General features: G+C 46.6%; 14 protein-coding genes and 4 tRNA genes. 16 read left to right on the plus strand and 2 right to left on the minus strand.

The features are described from left to right. From ACVA54_RS14885 to ACVA54_RS14900, 4 genes are all read left to right on the plus strand, one after another. A tRNA-Gln gene (locus tag ACVA54_RS14885) sits at positions 1-75 on the plus strand. Between the two features lie 33 nt (positions 76-108). Next, positions 109-193 (plus strand) — tRNA-Leu (locus ACVA54_RS14890). Positions 194-223: 30 nt separating this feature from the next. Further along, positions 224-298: transfer RNA gene (locus ACVA54_RS14895), tRNA-Gln, on the plus strand. A 65-nt stretch (positions 299-363) separates the two neighbouring features. Then, a tRNA-Leu gene (locus tag ACVA54_RS14900) sits at positions 364-448 on the plus strand. Between the two features lie 149 nt (positions 449-597). Here the strand turns inward: ACVA54_RS14900 and ACVA54_RS14905 are convergent. Further along, positions 598-1,773 (minus strand): 2-octaprenyl-3-methyl-6-methoxy-1,4-benzoquinol hydroxylase, encoded by a 1,176-nt coding sequence (locus tag ACVA54_RS14905; protein WP_446649718.1) that lies wholly within the window; start codon positions 1,771-1,773, stop codon positions 598-600. A gap of 258 nt (positions 1,774-2,031) precedes the next feature. Between ACVA54_RS14905 and miaB the strand changes: the two genes are divergently transcribed. The 5 genes from miaB (at position 2,032) to lnt (ending at position 7,652) form a co-directional block, all read left to right on the plus strand. Next, positions 2,032-3,456, plus strand: a complete 1,425-nt coding sequence (gene miaB / locus ACVA54_RS14910; RefSeq protein ID WP_099079241.1) for a tRNA (N6-isopentenyl adenosine(37)-C2)-methylthiotransferase MiaB — start codon at positions 2,032-2,034, stop codon at positions 3,454-3,456. Between the two features lie 69 nt (positions 3,457-3,525). Beyond that, positions 3,526-4,623, plus strand: coding sequence for a PhoH family protein (locus ACVA54_RS14915; RefSeq protein WP_119463726.1), 1,098 nt, complete (start codon positions 3,526-3,528; stop codon positions 4,621-4,623). 2 nt (positions 4,624-4,625) lie between these two features. After that, positions 4,626-5,090 carry an rRNA maturation RNase YbeY gene (ybeY, locus tag ACVA54_RS14920; RefSeq protein ID WP_099079239.1) on the plus strand — a complete coding sequence of 155 codons (465 nt, stop codon included), beginning with the start codon at positions 4,626-4,628 and terminating at the stop codon, positions 5,088-5,090. Between the two features lie 107 nt (positions 5,091-5,197). After that, on the plus strand, positions 5,198-6,097 hold the full coding sequence (corC, locus tag ACVA54_RS14925) for a CNNM family magnesium/cobalt transport protein CorC (protein WP_099079238.1): 900 nt from the start codon (positions 5,198-5,200) through the stop codon (positions 6,095-6,097). A 37-nt stretch (positions 6,098-6,134) separates the two neighbouring features. Beyond that, the gene (gene lnt, locus ACVA54_RS14930; protein ID WP_119463727.1) at positions 6,135-7,652 is read left to right on the plus strand and encodes an apolipoprotein N-acyltransferase; all 1,518 of its coding nucleotides are present in this window, start codon (positions 6,135-6,137) and stop codon (positions 7,650-7,652) included. Between the two features lie 50 nt (positions 7,653-7,702). On the opposite strand, the gene ACVA54_RS14935 is transcribed toward lnt, so the two are convergent. Then, on the minus strand, positions 7,703-8,173 hold the full coding sequence (locus tag ACVA54_RS14935) for a zinc ribbon-containing protein (RefSeq protein WP_099080926.1): 471 nt from the start codon (positions 8,171-8,173) through the stop codon (positions 7,703-7,705). Positions 8,174-8,328: 155 nt separating this feature from the next. On the opposite strand from ACVA54_RS14935, the gene leuS reads away from it, so the two are divergent. The 7 genes from leuS (at position 8,329) to rodA (ending at position 16,658) form a co-directional block, all read left to right on the plus strand. Next, positions 8,329-10,905: a leucine--tRNA ligase gene (leuS, locus tag ACVA54_RS14940; protein ID WP_099080925.1), complete on the plus strand. Its 2,577-nt coding sequence runs from the start codon at positions 8,329-8,331 to the stop codon at positions 10,903-10,905. A 228-nt stretch (positions 10,906-11,133) separates the two neighbouring features. Then, positions 11,134-11,676 carry an LPS-assembly lipoprotein LptE gene (locus ACVA54_RS14945; RefSeq protein ID WP_099080924.1) on the plus strand — a complete coding sequence of 181 codons (543 nt, stop codon included), beginning with the start codon at positions 11,134-11,136 and terminating at the stop codon, positions 11,674-11,676. 5 nt (positions 11,677-11,681) lie between these two features. After that, positions 11,682-12,701, plus strand: coding sequence for a DNA polymerase III subunit delta (gene holA / locus ACVA54_RS14950; protein ID WP_446619520.1), 1,020 nt, complete (start codon positions 11,682-11,684; stop codon positions 12,699-12,701). Positions 12,702-12,789: 88 nt separating this feature from the next. Next, positions 12,790-13,107 (plus strand): ribosome silencing factor, encoded by a 318-nt coding sequence (gene rsfS / locus ACVA54_RS14955; RefSeq protein WP_099080922.1) that lies wholly within the window; start codon positions 12,790-12,792, stop codon positions 13,105-13,107. Positions 13,108-13,111: 4 nt separating this feature from the next. Further along, positions 13,112-13,582: a 23S rRNA (pseudouridine(1915)-N(3))-methyltransferase RlmH gene (rlmH, locus tag ACVA54_RS14960; protein ID WP_099080921.1), complete on the plus strand. Its 471-nt coding sequence runs from the start codon at positions 13,112-13,114 to the stop codon at positions 13,580-13,582. 29 nt (positions 13,583-13,611) lie between these two features. Next, complete coding sequence (gene mrdA, locus ACVA54_RS14965; RefSeq protein ID WP_099080920.1) at positions 13,612-15,537, plus strand: penicillin-binding protein 2; 1,926 nt, start codon at positions 13,612-13,614, stop codon at positions 15,535-15,537. After that, complete coding sequence (gene rodA / locus ACVA54_RS14970) at positions 15,537-16,658, plus strand: rod shape-determining protein RodA (protein WP_099080919.1); 1,122 nt, start codon at positions 15,537-15,539, stop codon at positions 16,656-16,658. Before mrdA ends, rodA begins: the two co-directional genes overlap by 1 nt. Positions 16,659-16,660 lie beyond the last annotated feature (2 nt).

Genomic DNA, 16,660 nt, shown 5'->3' on the forward strand with positions numbered 1-16,660 from the left:
AGGTCTATCGCCAAGCGGTAAGGCAGCGGCTTTTGATGCCGCCATTCCCTGGTTCGAATCCAGGTAGACCTGCCACTATTTTGATTATTGAGTCTACTCAGTAATTATGCGGTCGTGGCGGAATTGGTAGACGCACCAGATTTAGGTTCTGGCGCCGTAAGGTGTGAGAGTTCAAGTCTCTCCGACCGCACCATTATTAAAGTCTCTTTTATTAGAGCATTGTAGGTCTATCGCCAAGCGGTAAGGCAGCGGCTTTTGATGCCGCCATTCCCTGGTTCGAATCCAGGTAGACCTGCCATTATTCTCCCTAAAAAGGGATGTTGTTGAGGTTTTACCAATTCTCTCAGCAATACACATTAAGATGCGGTCGTGGCGGAATTGGTAGACGCACCAGATTTAGGTTCTGGCGCCGCAAGGTGTGAGAGTTCAAGTCTCTCCGACCGCACCATGATTAAGAAAGCCAGCATTAATTTGCTGGTTTTTTTTTATTTTTTCGATTCTGGACTCGGGCGTTCTTTGATATCCAGAATTAAAAAGCGAGCTCATGGCTCGCTTTTTTGTCTCTGTTACTTTTTCTATCTGCCGTTTTCAAGTTGCTTATATCCCCAACGCGTACTTCAACACTTGTACTTTGAGCGGTCCTGAGTTTTCAGCCAGCTTTAAAGCTGCGTTACGAGCAAACTTCAACGGGCCTAGATCATTGCTAAAGCCTTTGTAAAATACATCCATACCCGTTTGCATTAATAAGTTATCTGGACGACGAGCGCGTTCATACTTGGCTAACAACACATCGTTGAGTTGCTCCTGCTGATCCGTAACCGCAAGCAGTACACCAACATCTTTAAAGCCGAGATTCACGCCTTGTCCAGCTAGTGGATTAATCGTATGAGCAGAATCACCGACTAGTACGCAATTCTTACTTGAATAGCTTTGAGCATGACGACGAGTCAGTGGGAATGAGCCAAACTGCAAAACCTCGATATCACCGAGTTCTGATGGGAAATGACGTAGGATCTCTTCTCTGAGTTGAGATTTCGTCATTGAACACAATTGCCTGATACGCTTTGGAGAGTCATACCACACCAGCGAACCTTGGCCAACTTCGTGACCATCTTCAATTAGAGAGCATAGAGGCAAGAATGAACGCGGACCTGACGGTGTAAATTGCTGCCAAGTGATGTCTTGCTGCGGTAATGCGGTCTTCACATTGATCAGCATACAGTGTTGACGGTAATCCCATGCGGTCACACCAATGCCCGCCAATTGACGAACTTTAGAATTCGCACCGTCAGCCCCGATCACCCAATTCGCTTCAAACTGCTCACCGCTTTCTAGCGTCACACGGTTCACATCAGAAAATTCTATGCTTTTCAATCGCTCAGGGCACATTACCGCTAAGTTATCATATTGGGCGAAAGCTTGCCAAAGCCCAAGTTGGATCAGACGGTTTTCAACGATGTAACCTAACTGCTCTAATAGCAGCTCATCAGAGTGGAAACGAGTACGACACTCTGGGTGCTCCCAAGTTTCCAAACGACGATAAGGGCAAACTCTCATGCTCTCAATCGCGGACCATGCGCCTAATGAATCAAGTAGCTTTACCGACTGATGGGAAATCGCAGACACGCGGATATCCAGAGCTTGACAAGCCTCAAATCCTTTCGGTTCAGCGCCCTCCACGACCATAACACTTCTCCCCTGCTTGGCAAACCCGACAGCAACCGCTGCCCCTACCATACCGCCACCGATTACGACGATGTCATACTTGTTCATTTCTTGCTCTTCATCACATTGATTAATTGGCGTTTTTTAATTGTACGTTCCACCGCTTTTTTTACAAAATTCTTTAACACAAAACCTTGCTCCGTGTAGGTCAAAAAACTAGATTTCATCAGGGTTTGCAGAGAATTCATCAGATCACTAGTCAGGTGCTTTTTAAAGCAGTACAATACGCCGCTTACCGCCGAGATGGCGGCTATAATTTGAGCAATAGCTCTCCGATTTAAGTACAACTGAACGAGCGAAAGTGAGATGAGTAAGAAACTGCTAATTAAAACCTGGGGCTGCCAGATGAATGAATACGATTCATCAAAAATGGCCGACCTGCTTAATGCTGCAAACGGCTATGAGCTGACTGAAGAGCCAGAGGAAGCAGACGTACTTCTACTTAACACCTGTTCAATCCGTGAAAAAGCGCAAGAAAAAGTTTTCCACCAGCTTGGTCGTTGGAAAACCCTAAAAGATAAAAAACCTGGCGTAGTGATCGGCGTGGGTGGCTGTGTAGCAACTCAAGAAGGTGACCACATTCGTCAACGTGCTCCATTCGTTGACGTAATCTTTGGCCCACAAACGCTTCACCGTTTACCTGAGATGATCAAACAGTCTCAATCAGATGAAGCACCAGTCATGGATATTTCATTCCCAGAGATCGAAAAGTTTGACCGTCTGCCTGAGCCTCGTGCAGAAGGTGCCACGGCATTCGTTTCTATCATGGAAGGCTGTTCTAAGTACTGCACTTACTGTGTTGTACCGTACACTCGTGGTGAAGAAGTGAGTCGTCCTATGGATGACGTACTATACGAGATCGCTCAATTAGCGGAGCAAGGCGTTCGTGAAGTTAACCTACTTGGTCAAAACGTCAATGCTTACCGCGGCCCAATGCACGACGGTGAGATCTGTTCATTCGCCGAGCTGCTTCGCCTAGTAGCGTCTATAGATGGTATCGACCGTATTCGCTTTACAACGAGTCATCCACTTGAATTTACTGACGACATTATCGCGGTATACGAAGACACGCCGGAGCTTGTGAGCTTCCTGCACCTACCAGTACAAAGTGGTAGTGACCGCATCCTGACCATGATGAAGCGTCCTCACACGGCAATCGAGTACAAGTCAATCATTCGTAAACTGCGTAAAGCGCGTCCTGATATCCAAATCAGTTCTGACTTTATCGTTGCTTTCCCAGGTGAAACAGACAAAGATTTCCAAGACACCATGAAGCTAATCAAAGACGTAGACTTTGACATGAGTTTTAGCTTTATCTTCTCTCCTCGTCCAGGCACACCAGCGGCAGATTACCCTTGTGACCTCTCAGAAGAAGTGAAGAAAGAGCGTCTATACGAACTGCAACAAACCATTAATACACAGGCAATGCGCTACTCTCGCCTAATGCTAGGCACTGAGCAGCGCGTTTTGGTTGAAGGTCCTTCTAAGAAGAACCTAATGGAGCTACGCGCTCGTACAGAAAATAACCGTGTAGTAAACTTTGAAGGTAGCGCGGATCTAATCGGTCAGTTCGTTGACGTTAAGATTACTGACGTATTTGCCAACTCACTGCGTGGTGAGCTTGTACGTACAGAAAAAGACATGGACCTTCGTAGCGTGATTTCTCCAATGCAAATGATGGCGAAAACCCGTCGCGAAGATGAGCTAGGTGTAGCGACTTTTACGCCATAAGCTCGTATAACGCCAAGGAGAGCTGGTCGTTATCAGCTCTCTAGTGATTGGCTACAATGAGAGGTAACTTTGAGCAATAAAATCGTAACTCTAGAAATTAACCTAGAACCTTCAGATAACCGCCGTTTAGCAAGCCTGTGCGGTCCATTCGACGACAACATCAAGCACTTAGAACGTCGCTTAGGCGTTGAAATTAATCACCGTAGCGACCTTTTCACCATCGTCGGTAAACCTCATACTGCCGCCGCTGCGCTAGATATTCTAAAAACACTTTACGTTGATACTGCACCTGTTCGTGGCGAAACGCCAGATATCGAACCAGAACAGATCCACCTAGCGATCAAAGAATCCGGTGTCCTGGAGCAAAATACTGAATCGAACATCGAGCACGGTAAAGAAGTCTTCGTAAAAACCAAAAAAGGCGTGATCAAGCCGCGTACTCCAAATCAGGCTCAGTACCTGGTAAACATGGTGACGCACGATATCACTTTCGGCATTGGTCCTGCGGGTACTGGTAAAACGTACTTAGCCGTCGCTGCAGCCGTTGATGCACTGGAACGCCAAGAGATCCGCCGAATTCTATTGACTCGTCCTGCGGTCGAAGCAGGTGAAAAATTGGGTTTCCTACCCGGTGATTTAAGTCAGAAAGTCGACCCATATCTGCGTCCTCTTTACGATGCTTTGTTCGAAATGCTAGGCTTCGAGCGTGTTGAAAAGCTGATTGAGCGCAACGTCATTGAAGTCGCGCCTCTGGCTTATATGCGTGGTCGTACGCTCAACGACGCCTTCATCATTTTAGATGAAAGTCAGAACACCACCGTCGAGCAGATGAAGATGTTTCTTACGCGTATCGGCTTCAATTCACGTGCAGTGATCACCGGTGACGTAACCCAGATCGACTTGCCTCGTGGCGCGAAATCCGGACTTCGTCATGCGATTGAAGTACTCAGTGAAGTCGATGACATCAGCTTTAACTTCTTCCAAGCAGACGATGTTGTGCGTCACCCTGTGGTTGCTCGCATCGTTAATGCCTATGAGAAGTGGGAAGCGCAAGACCAGAAAGAACGTAAAGAATTCGAAAAACGCCGTCGTGAAGAACGTGATGCAAAATTGCTAGAAGCAGCAAAGGCAGAGCTAAGTGCACAAGTCACGGCGAGCAAGGAATAAACATGACAATTGAACTTGATTTACAACTGGCAGTCGAAAATGAAGAAGGCTTACCTTCAGAGCAAGATTTTCAATTGTGGTTAGACAAGACCATTCCTCTTTTTCAACCTCAAGCAGAATTGACCATTCGCATTGTTGATGAAAAAGAAAGTCACGAGCTAAACCATGAATATCGTGGTAAAGACAAACCAACCAACGTGCTGTCGTTCCCATTTGAAGTACCACCTGGTATGGAAATGGATCTACTAGGCGATTTAATTATCTGTCGTCAAGTTGTTGAAAAAGAGGCGATTGAGCAGAATAAGCCTCTGCTAGCACATTGGGCGCATATGGTTGTACATGGCAGCTTGCATCTGCTAGGTTATGACCATATCGAGGATGACGAAGCTGAAGAGATGGAGTCCCTCGAAACAGAAATCATGCAAGGCATGGGTTACGAAGATCCATACATTGCTGAAAAAGAGTAACCACAGGTTACTCGAAAGGGAAAGGCAACCTACCCAGGGCAATACCTCGTACTCGCCTTTCTACGTGAGCTATCACACATCTGATAGCGTTACTTAATTGAGAAACAATGAACGAAGATAATTCTCCCTCTTCTAACGAAGGTAAGAAAGAAAAGGCAGAAGGTCCGAGTAGAAAGTCCTTCTTTGAACGTCTAGGTCAACTATTTCAAGGCGAACCAAAAGACCGCCAAGAGCTTGTGGATGTTATCCGCGACTCAGAAATCAACGACCTGATTGACCACGACACCCGCGATATGCTTGAAGGTGTTATGGAAATCTCCGAAATGCGCGTGCGTGACATTATGATCCCGCGTTCGCAAATGGTTACGGTTGAGCGCACAGACGATCTGGATACATTGATCGCGCTAATTACCGATGCTCAACATTCTCGCTACCCTGTGATCAGCGAAGATAAAGACCATGTGGAAGGCATCCTACTAGCGAAGGACTTACTCAAATACTTGGGCTCAGGCAGTAACCCATTTGATATCGAAGAAGTGATTCGACCTGCAGTCGTTGTACCGGAAAGTAAACGTGTCGACCGCCTGCTAAAAGAATTCCGTGAAGAACGTTATCACATGGCGATTGTTGTCGATGAATTCGGTGGCGTTTCAGGCCTCGTAACCATCGAAGATATCCTTGAAGAAATCGTTGGGGACATTGAAGATGAGTTCGATGACGATGAAGAAACCGATATCCGTAAGCTAAGCAAACACACGTTTGCTGTCCGAGCTCTGACAACCATTGAAGAGTTTAATGAGACGTTCGGTACTGACTTCAGCGATGAAGAAGTAGATACCGTTGGCGGCATGGTAATGACGGCCTTTGGTCACCTACCTTCTCGAGGCGAAGTGGTTGAACTTGAAGGTTACAACTTCAAAGTGACTGCAGCCGACAACCGTCGTGTCATTCAACTTCAAGTGACGATTCCAGACGAAGAAAAACTGGTTGAAACCACTCAAGAGTAACGCGATACCCTAACAACGGGAATATCAGAAAAATATAATGATGAATGTACTCTTTCATCGCCTCAAGCGGCCCTTCGTGGCCGCTTTTGTTGGCGCCTTAACTACCCTAGCTTTTGCCCCTTATCAACTATGGCCGATTGCCATACTTAGTCCAGCTATCTTGCTTATTCTTCTTGCAAACCAATCGCCCAAGCGTGCGCTATGGATCGGTTACGCTTGGGGTCTAGGTCAATTCTCTACGGGTGTTAGCTGGGTTTACGTCAGTATTGCTGGCTTTGGCGGTATGCCGCTGACTGCGAACCTATTCTTAATGAGCTTGTTGATTGCTTACTTGGCAATTTATTCAGGCTTGTTTGCTTGGCTAAACAACAAACTTTTCCCTCAATTTACGCTTACTAAAGCGCTGCTAGCGGCCCCAGCTTTATGGCTGATCACCGACTGGTTGCGTGGCTGGGTAATGACAGGCTTCCCTTGGCTATGGCTTGGCTACAGCCAAATTGATGCGCCGATGGCAAGCTTTGCGCCTATTGGTGGTGTTGAGCTTTTAACCCTGTTTATTCTTATCTGTGCTGGAGCATTAGCTTACGCTTGGCTGCACAAGCAATGGCTGATGATCATTATCCCTGCCGTGTTGTTGAGTGCTGGCTTTGGTATTCGCCAATACGACTGGGTGACTCCTCGCGTAAAAGACACCACTAAAGTGGCGCTTATTCAAGGCAACGTCGACCAAAAACTAAAATGGCTACCAAGCCAGCGTTGGCCTACCATCATGAAATATGCGGACCTGACACGTGAAAATTGGGATGCGGATATTATTGTCTGGCCAGAAGCGGCAATTCCAGCGTTTGAAATCGAAGTGCCGTCATTTTTAAGAAACATCGACAGTGCTGCGAAGATCAACCAGAGCGGCATCATCACCGGAGTGGTTAATCAAGGTGAAGACGGTCAGTTCTACAACAGCATTCTATCGCTTGGCGTAACACCATATGGCGATTACAGCTTTGATATGAACGAGCGCTATCACAAGCATCACCTATTGCCATTTGGTGAATTCGTACCGTTTGAAGAGATATTGCGCCCTCTTGCACCATTCTTCAACCTGCCAATGTCATCGTTCAGCCGTGGCGCGTTCGTCCAACCCAACATTGTCGCGAATGGCATGCACATGGCTCCTGCATTGTGCTATGAAATCATCTTTAATGAACAAGTGCGTCAGAACATCACTGACGAAACGGACTTCATACTAACGCTCTCAAACGATGCTTGGTTTGGACACTCAATTGGTCCACTGCAACACATGGAAATCGCTCGTATGCGCGCATTAGAGTTAGGCAAACCTCTGATTCGTTCAACCAACAACGGCTTAACCGCTGTGGCAGATCACAAAGGTAAAATCATTGAGCAGATCCCTCAGTTTGAAACTGCGGTTCTGCGTGCAGAGCTTACGCCGACAGACGGACAGACGCCTTACCGCATGTTTGGCTCTTGGCCACTGTATATTTGGGTCGCATTGAGCTTAGTGTTAGCTTGGTGGCTGCCAAGAAAACACAAATAACACTCCCAAAAAAGAGGCGCTCAAAGAGCCTCTTTTTTGTTTAATCAAGACTAAGGTTTGAGGGACTGACGACTAAAGCCCGTATGACCGCACTTTATGCATGGAATAATAACCGTCGGATGATTGTACGTTGTCTTATGACCACACTCATCACAGACTAACGTCCCTAATCCAATCACTTCTCCCGCCTCATACAAACCTTGGTGTTCTAGATCATCAAACAACTCAACCCACTCCACTTTGGTTCGGTCGGTAATATCGAGCAACCCTTGCCAGATTGAATCAGCGATGGTGAGGTAAAAAGGCCCACTCTTACCTTCTTCATAACTCTCAGAGAACTCTTTCAAATCGGCTTTTACGTAGGCGGAAATCAACGAAAGTTCATCCTTGGTCATATCGTTGGCGGCATCGACGACTTTGCCCGACGTTTCGAATACTTTGTTAACTTCATCCGGACTATGCTTCAATGTTTCAATCACATCTTCGAGCATTTCCTCATAACCTGCTTTACGTTTAGGCATAACTGACCTCCATCTTTCTACTTCCAAGCGTCACTTCAAGGCGCATGGGTATAGATTGGCTATTGTTGTGATCCCTTGCTTTAGGTATTCTATGATGATCTATATAAGTCTGTTCTAACCGAACTCACAAATTCCAAGATAACCGGATACCATCGATGCAAGAACAATATAACCCGCAAGAGATTGAACAAAAGGTTCAACAACATTGGGACAACAACGAGACCTTCGTTGTAAGTGAAGACCCAAACAAAGAAAAATTCTACTGTCTTTCTATGTTCCCTTACCCAAGTGGTCGCCTGCACATGGGTCACGTGCGTAACTACACTATCGGTGATGTGGTATCTCGTTTCCAACGCCTGCAAGGTAAAAATGTTATGCAACCAATTGGTTGGGATGCATTTGGTCTGCCTGCAGAAAACGCCGCAGTAAAAAACAACACTGCACCAGCCCCATGGACTTACGAAAACATTGAGTACATGAAAAACCAACTTAAGCTACTTGGCTTTGGTTACGACTGGAACCGTGAATTCGCAACCTGTACTCCTGAATACTACCGTTGGGAACAAGAGTTCTTCACTAAGCTTTACAATAAAGGCTTAGTTTACAAGAAGACGTCTTCAGTAAACTGGTGTCCAAATGACCAAACCGTTCTCGCAAACGAGCAGGTTGAAGATGGCTGCTGCTGGCGTTGTGACACGCCTGTAGAGCAAAAGAAAATCCCACAGTGGTTCATTAAAATCACAGAATACGCACAAGAGCTACTTGATGATCTAGACAAACTAGATGGTTGGCCTGAAATGGTAAAAACCATGCAACGCAACTGGATCGGTCGCTCTGAAGGTGTTGAGCTTTCATTTGAAGTGAAAGGCGAAGATGCACCACTAGAGGTATACACGACACGTCCTGACACCCTAATGGGCGTAACCTACGTTGGTATCGCTGCTGGTCACCCTCTTGCTGAAAAAGCAGCAGAGAACAATCCTGAGCTTGCCGCCTTCGTTGAAGAATGTAAGAACACCAAAGTAGCGGAAGCAGAACTTGCGACAATGGAAAAGAAAGGTATGGCGACTGGCCTTACTGCTATTCACCCATTGAACGGCCGTGAAGTACCTGTTTTTGTGGCTAACTTCGTACTGATGGACTACGGTACAGGCGCTGTAATGGCAGTACCTGCACACGACCAACGTGATTTTGAATTCGCAACAAAGTACGGTCTAGACATCGTGCCTGTAATCAAGCCAGTTGATGGCAGCGAGCTGGACATCTCTGAAGCAGCATATACAGAGAAAGGTGTACTGTTCGATTCTGGTGAATTCGACGGTCTAGAATTCCAAGCCGCTTTCGATGCAATCGCAGCGAAACTAGAAGCGCAAGGCAAAGGCACTAAGACCGTTAACTTCCGTCTACGTGACTGGGGTGTATCTCGTCAACGTTACTGGGGTGCGCCAATCCCAATGGTAACCACTGAAGACGGTGAAGTTCACCCAGTACCAGCAGACCAACTACCTGTCATTCTTCCAGAAGACGTGGTAATGGACGGCGTAACAAGCCCAATCAAAGCTGACAAAGAGTGGGCGAAGACCACATTCAACGGCGAACCAGCTCTACGTGAGACTGATACGTTCGATACCTTTATGGAATCGTCTTGGTACTACGCACGTTACTGTTCACCACAAGCTGACGACATCTTAGATCCAGAAAAAGCAAACTACTGGCTACCAGTAGACCAGTACATCGGTGGTATCGAGCACGCTTGTATGCACCTACTGTACTCTCGCTTCTTCCACAAACTGCTACGTGATGCGGGCTACGTGACTTCTGACGAGCCGTTCAAGCAACTACTATGTCAAGGCATGGTACTAGCAGATGCGTTCTACTTCGAGAATGAGAAAGGCGGTAAAGAGTGGGTTGCACCAACAGATGTTGCTGTTGAGCGTGACGGTAAAGGCCGTATTACTTCAGCTAAAGACACTGAAGGCCGTGATGTAACACACTCAGGCATGATCAAAATGTCTAAGTCGAAAAACAACGGTATCGACCCTCAAGAGATGGTAGACAAGTACGGTGCAGATACCGTTCGTCTATTCATGATGTTCGCGTCTCCAGCAGACATGACGCTTGAATGGCAAGAGTCTGGTGTAGAAGGGGCAAACCGTTTCCTTAAGCGTGTATGGAAACTGGTTCACGCGCACTCTTCAAAAGGTGCTGCTGAATCTGTAGACGCATCAGCGCTGTCAGGTGACCAAAAAGCACTTCGCCGTGATGTGCACAAAACCATCGCTAAAGTGACTGACGATATTGGCCGTCGCCAAACGTTCAACACTGCGATTGCCGCTATCATGGAACTAATGAACAAGCTTGCAAAAGCACCTCAAGAGTCTGCACAAGACCGTGCAATCCTTGATGAAGCACTTAAAGCAGTCGTTGCAATGCTTTACCCAATCACTCCGCACATCTCATACGAACTATGGGCTGCGCTAGGTGAAGCAGACATCGATAACGCAGTATGGCCAACGTTTGACGAGAAAGCGCTCGTTGAAGATGAAAAAACTATCGTTGTAATGATCAACGGTAAGCTACGTGCGAAGCTAACGGTTGCGGCTGACGCAACAGAAGAGCAAGTTCGCGAGCTTGGCCTAAACGATGAAAACGCTAAGAAGTTCCTAGATGGTCTAACCATTCGTAAAGTCATTTATGTACCAGGTAAACTGCTGAACATCGTTGCAAACTAGCCTATCGCAAAAAACGAAACGCAGCTTGTAATAACTCGACGCAAAGCGAACTAATTCGCTCGCTAAGAGTCATTAAACAGGGTGAGCCATCACCCTGTTTATTTAACTCAACCATTCACACCAAGTGGTTTGAGGTAAATATACCCAAGTGACTTCAAAATACCGGGCTCAGAACCTCTTGAGGTTACTTAGGTATATAACCCCTTCAATTTAGGATGAATACAATCAATGCGCTTTTTCTCTTTGATTAAACTACCAGTGATATTGGTATTAGCAGGGCTTCTTTCTGCCTGTGGTTTTCACCTTCGTGGCGAGTATTCCGTTCCGGAAGAGCTACATACCATGTCATTCAGTAGTTACGATGAGTACAGCCCGTTAACTCGTTACGTGCGATCTCAGTTAGCACTCAACAAAGTAGACATCGTGCAGCCTTCATCTAGCGTACCAAATCTACATCTAATTGAAGCAACGATGGATGAGCGCACGCTATCCCTTTATCAAAATAGCCGAGCAGCAGAAAAAGAACTGACTTACGTAGTGAAATACCGTGTCACTATTCCTGGTCTCGGTTCCAAAGGCTTCACCACAACCGTGAACCGTAACTACTTAGACAACCCACTAACGGCACTGGCTAAATCGGTAGAACGCGACGTTATCGAAGATGAGATGCGTCAACAAGCCGCTGGCCAAATGATGCGACAATTAGGTCGTGTACGTGCAGAATACGAACATGACCATATTGATATCAATGCGAAAAATACCAACTCATAACTAACATGCGAATTTTTGCCGACAAGCTGGCTGATCATCTAGCGAAACACCTCAAGCAGGTTTATCTGATCTTTGGTAATGAGCCGCTATTGATTCAAGAAAGCCGCCAAGCAATTCAACAAACTGCTCGCCAACATGGCTTTGAAGAAAAACATCGTTTTGCGGTTGACGCAAGCTTAGATTGGAACCAAGTTTACGACTGCTTCCAAGCACTAAGCTTGTTTTCAAACCGTCAACTGATTGAACTTGAGCTACCTGAAAGTGGCGTGAGCGCTACCATCAGCAAAGAGCTTCTTTCACTGTGTGACCTACTGCACGACGACATCATGTTGGTTATCATTGGCACTAAATTGACCAAAGCGCAAGAAAACGCGAAATGGTTTAAAACGCTGAGTACGAAAGGCGATTGGATTAGCTGCTTAACGCCTGATCTACAACGCTTACCAATGTTCATTCAAATGCGTTGCCGCACGCTTGGTTTAAAAGCCGATCCACAATCATTGCAGATGTTAGCGCAATGGCATGAAGGCAACCTATTCGCGCTATCGCAAAGCTTAGAGAAACTCGCTCTGCTTTACCCGGACGGAGAATTGACCGTCGTGCGCTTGGAAGAGTCGCTAAGTCGCCACAACCACTTCACGACTTTTCATTGGATTGATGCTCTGCTCGCTGGTAAAGCAAACCGTGCACAACGAATTTTGCGCCAATTAGAAGCAGAAGGCGTTGAAACAATTATCCTAATCCGTAGTGTACAAAAAGAGTTCACTCAACTGCTAAACATGCACCGTGACTTAACTCAGATGAACATGAGTCAAGTATTTGAAAAGCATCGCGTGTGGCAAAATAAACGCCCCTTTTACAATGCAGCGCTGACTCGTCTGTCGGCCAACCGAATTTGTGCACTTTTGTCTCTTTTAGCCCACGCAGAGATAAAAGCGAAAACCCAGTATGATGACCCTGTGTGGCCAACGATCCATCAATTGAGCCTAGAAACCTGCTCTCCTGATATTAAGCTGGCAATTTAAAACTCAAAGCATGATATAGTGCGCGACCAGTTTTAACTCAACAACGTTAAAACTCCCACAGATTGAAAAGAAAATCGAGGAAAACCGAGTGCTTGGCGAAGAACTTAAAGACTTTTTAGCTGATAAAGCCGACGATATGAAAGCGGAAGAGATTGTCATTCTAAATGTAGAAGATAAGTCTAGCGTGACAGACTATATGATCATCTGTACGGGCACATCTAAGCGTCATGTGTCATCTATCGCTGATCACGTTGCGTCTGAAGTGAAAAAAATCGGCCTAGAACCGCTAGGCATGGAAGGCGAAAACGAGGGAGAATGGGTTGTTCTAGATATGGGCGACGCCATGCTACATGTCATGCAAGACGAATACCGATCTCTATACCAGCTAGAAAAGCTCTGGGGTTAATCTTTTGAAGATTCAGTTAATTGCCGTTGGTACAAAAATGCCAAAATGGGTCGAAGAAGGTTTCCAAGAATACCGCCGTCGCTTCCCTCATGATATGCCACTTGAATTGGTTGAAATCCAGGCCGGAAAACGTGGAAAAAATGCGGATATCGCACGCATCCTGCAAAAAGAAGGGGAAGCGATGTTGGCAGCCGTGCCGAAAGGCAACCGAATTGTGACACTTGATATTCCAGGTAAGAAGTGGGATACACCACAACTGGCAGAGCAGTTGGAAGCATGGAAACTGGACGCACGTGACGTTTCAATTTTAATTGGTGGTCCAGAAGGCCTTGCTCCCGCATGTAAAGCCGCCGCTGACCAAAGCTGGTCATTATCCGCTCTGACATTGCCACACCCGCTCGTGCGCATTGTCATGGCAGAAAGCTTATACCGAGCGTGGAGCATCACTGCTAACCACCCTTATCACCGCGAATAATCGCAGCTTAAGTCCAGAGACAAGCGTTAATGATCCGTAAACGCCGTAGTCAGATCCGAGATTATCAAGCCGAAGCGCGCCTGTTTGCCAGTCGTGCTATTGTTGCGTTCCTCGGAATCGCCGTTTTGATGGGTTTGTTGGTCGCCAACATGTACAACATCCAGGTGAACCAGTTTCAAGATTATCAAACTCGTTCCAACGACAACCGTATCAAAATTGTTCCTATTGCACCAAACCGTGGGCTGATCTACGACCGTAATGGCGTATTGCTTGCTGAGAACCGTCCTGTCTTTAACTTGGAACTCACTCCAGAAAAAATTAAAGACATTGATGGCACGATCAAAGAGCTACAAAACATTCTCGAGATCACTCCAGAGCAAGTCGCGCGTTTCCAGCGTGAACGTAAACGCACGCGTCGCTTCAAATCAGTGCCACTATTAACTCAGTTAGATGAAAAGCAAGTAGCGGTGTTCTCAGTCAATCAATACCGTTTCCCTGGTGTTGAGATCAGCGCGACACTCAAACGCTATTACCCGTTCGACGAAGTACTCACCCATGTGATTGGCTACGTATCACGTATTAACGATCGAGACATGCTGCGCCTGATTCGCGAAGAGAAAGATGCCAACTACCAAGCAACACGAGACATCGGCAAGTTAGGTATTGAGAAATACTACGAAGATATTCTCCATGGTACTGCTGGGTATCAAGAAGTTGAGGTGAATAGCCTCGGCCGAGTGATCCGCACTCTGAAATACGTGCCACCGATACCTGGCGAAGACATCGTCTTGAACCTTGATATCAACCTGCAACTGTACGTTCATCAACTGCTCGATGGGCGTCGCGGTAGCGCTGTTGTGCTTGATCCAAGAGACAATGGTGTGTTGGCAATGGTCTCTAGCCCAAGTTACAATCCAAATGCTTTCGTACACGGCATTTCTGGTAAGGCCTACCGAGCTCTACTGAACGATAAGAACCGCCCGTTGGTAAACCGTTCTACATTAGGCATCTACCCTCCCGCTTCAACCATTAAACCATTTATGGCCGTTGCTGCATTGGAAGAAGGTGTGGTAACACCGAAAACCACACGAAACGACCCTGGATACTGGCGTATTCCAAATTCAGATACTCGTCCGTTTCGTGACTGGTTACGTTGGGGGCATGGACGCGTTGATATCATTAAGTCGATTGAAGAATCTGTGGATACCTTCTTCTACCAAATCGCTTATGACATGGGGATCGACCGCATCTCAAATTGGATGATGATGTTTGGCTTTGGTGATTACACTGGCATCGATATTTATGAAGAAAGTAGAGCCAACATGCCAACACGTGAATGGAAGATGTCTCGTCATAAAACGCCTTGGTACAAAGGCGATACAATTCCGGTAGGGATTGGGCAAGGTTACTGGACCGCGACACCAATGCAAATAGCAAAAGCAACGTCAGTGTTAGTCAATGACGGGACGGTTATAGCTCCACACTTGCTAAAAGCAACCATCGATAACGGTGGTGATTTTGAACAGCAAGAGGCGTCTGAGTACGTCATTTATCCACCTATCCAAAACGTACCAGACAAGTACTGGAACATGGCGAAAGAAGGGATGCGTTTGGTTAACCATGGCCCAAAAGGTACCGCACGTCGTTCGTTCTATAACATGGACTACCAAACTGGGGGCAAGTCCGGTACTGCACAGGTATTCGGATTGGGTGAAGATGAAGAGTACAATGCAGACGATGTTGCTGAGCATTTACGTGACCACGCACTCTTTACAGGATTTGCGCCATTCAATGATCCTAAAGTGGTTGTTACTGTCGTACTGGAGAATGCTGGTGGTGGTTCAAGCAACGGTGCACCTGTAGCAAGAAAGATCTTCGACCGCGTCATTCTTGGACCGGAAAAAGTGGCCCCCGACAATGATAACGCCAACGAAAAACAAGAGGTAACGCAGTAATGAAAATGGATCCCTCTACAGGCAAGAACCGCGCCCTGTTTGAACGCTTCCATATCGACTTACCACTACTACTCGGCATATTATCTTTGATGGCTTTTGGCTTGGTCATCATGTATAGCGCAAGTGGCCAAAACTTGGCGATGATGGATCGCCAAGTCATGCGCATGACCCTCTCTTTGGGAGTCATGCTTGTGTTGGCTCAACTCTCTCCCAGAACTTATGAGAGCCTTGCCCCCTTAATGTTTATCGGGGGTTTAGTGTTACTGTTTGGTGTTCTCTTCTTTGGAGAGGCATCAAAAGGCGCGCAGCGCTGGCTAAACCTTGGCTTTGTCCGTTTTCAACCATCAGAACTGCTTAAACTGGCAGTGCCTCTCATGGTTGCGCGCTATATCGGTCGTCAACCCCTTCCTCCAACCTTTAAAACGCTAATAGTTGCTCTGATTATGGTGTGCTTGCCAACCATCCTGATTGCTAAGCAGCCCGACTTAGGTACATCGATTCTCATCGCCGCATCTGGAATTTTCGTGATCTTCCTTGCCGGCATTAGTTGGAAAATAATTGCAGGGGCAGCCATCGCGCTCGGAGGATTTATTCCGATCTTATGGTTCTTCTTAATGCGCGAGTACCAAAAGGTGCGGGTACGTACCCTATTCAATCCAGAATCGGATCCACTCGGTGCTGGCTACCACATCATTCAAAGTAAAATCGCCATTGGCTCTGGCGGAATTTCAGGCAAAGGTTGGTTGCAAGGTACGCAATCACAACTCGAATTCCTACCGGAGAGACACACTGACTTTATCTTTGCAGTAATTGCTGAGGAATGGGGTATGATTGGCTTCCTTTGCCTATTAACCATCTATCTATTCATCATTGGCCGTGGTCTCTACCTCGCTAGCCAAGCGCAAACCGCGTTCGGTCGAATGATGGCAGGCAGTATTGTACTCAGCTTCTTCGTGTATATTTTTGTAAATATCGGCATGGTAAGCGGTATCCTACCCGTGGTAGGCGTACCATTACCACTCATCAGCTACGGAGGCACTTCTATGGTGACCCTAATGGCCGGCTTTGGTATTCTCATGTCGATTCACACACACCGAAAAGCATTCTCTAAGGCGACCTAGAC

The sequence above is a fragment of the Vibrio sp. PNB23_22_6 genome, from assembly GCF_052877535.1.

What these genes read in the sequence shown, in the direction of transcription:
- rodA (WP_099080919.1), top strand. Translation starts at nt 15,537, where the DNA reads ATGAAAATGGATCCCTCTACAGGCAAGAACCGCGCCCTGTTTGAACGC.
- miaB (WP_099079241.1), top strand. Translation starts at nt 2,032, where the DNA reads ATGAGTAAGAAACTGCTAATTAAAACCTGGGGCTGCCAGATGAATGAA.
- corC (WP_099079238.1), top strand. Translation starts at nt 5,198, where the DNA reads ATGAACGAAGATAATTCTCCCTCTTCTAACGAAGGTAAGAAAGAAAAG.
- ybeY (WP_099079239.1), top strand. Translation starts at nt 4,626, where the DNA reads ATGACAATTGAACTTGATTTACAACTGGCAGTCGAAAATGAAGAAGGC.
- mrdA (WP_099080920.1), top strand. Translation starts at nt 13,612, where the DNA reads ATGATCCGTAAACGCCGTAGTCAGATCCGAGATTATCAAGCCGAAGCG.
- ACVA54_RS14905 (WP_446649718.1), bottom strand. Translation starts at nt 1,773, where the DNA reads ATGAACAAGTATGACATCGTCGTAATCGGTGGCGGTATGGTAGGGGCA.
- holA (WP_446619520.1), top strand. Translation starts at nt 11,682, where the DNA reads ATGCGAATTTTTGCCGACAAGCTGGCTGATCATCTAGCGAAACACCTC.
- ACVA54_RS14945 (WP_099080924.1), top strand. Translation starts at nt 11,134, where the DNA reads ATGCGCTTTTTCTCTTTGATTAAACTACCAGTGATATTGGTATTAGCA.
- leuS (WP_099080925.1), top strand. Translation starts at nt 8,329, where the DNA reads ATGCAAGAACAATATAACCCGCAAGAGATTGAACAAAAGGTTCAACAA.
- lnt (WP_119463727.1), top strand. Translation starts at nt 6,135, where the DNA reads ATGATGAATGTACTCTTTCATCGCCTCAAGCGGCCCTTCGTGGCCGCT.
- ACVA54_RS14935 (WP_099080926.1), bottom strand. Translation starts at nt 8,173, where the DNA reads ATGCCTAAACGTAAAGCAGGTTATGAGGAAATGCTCGAAGATGTGATT.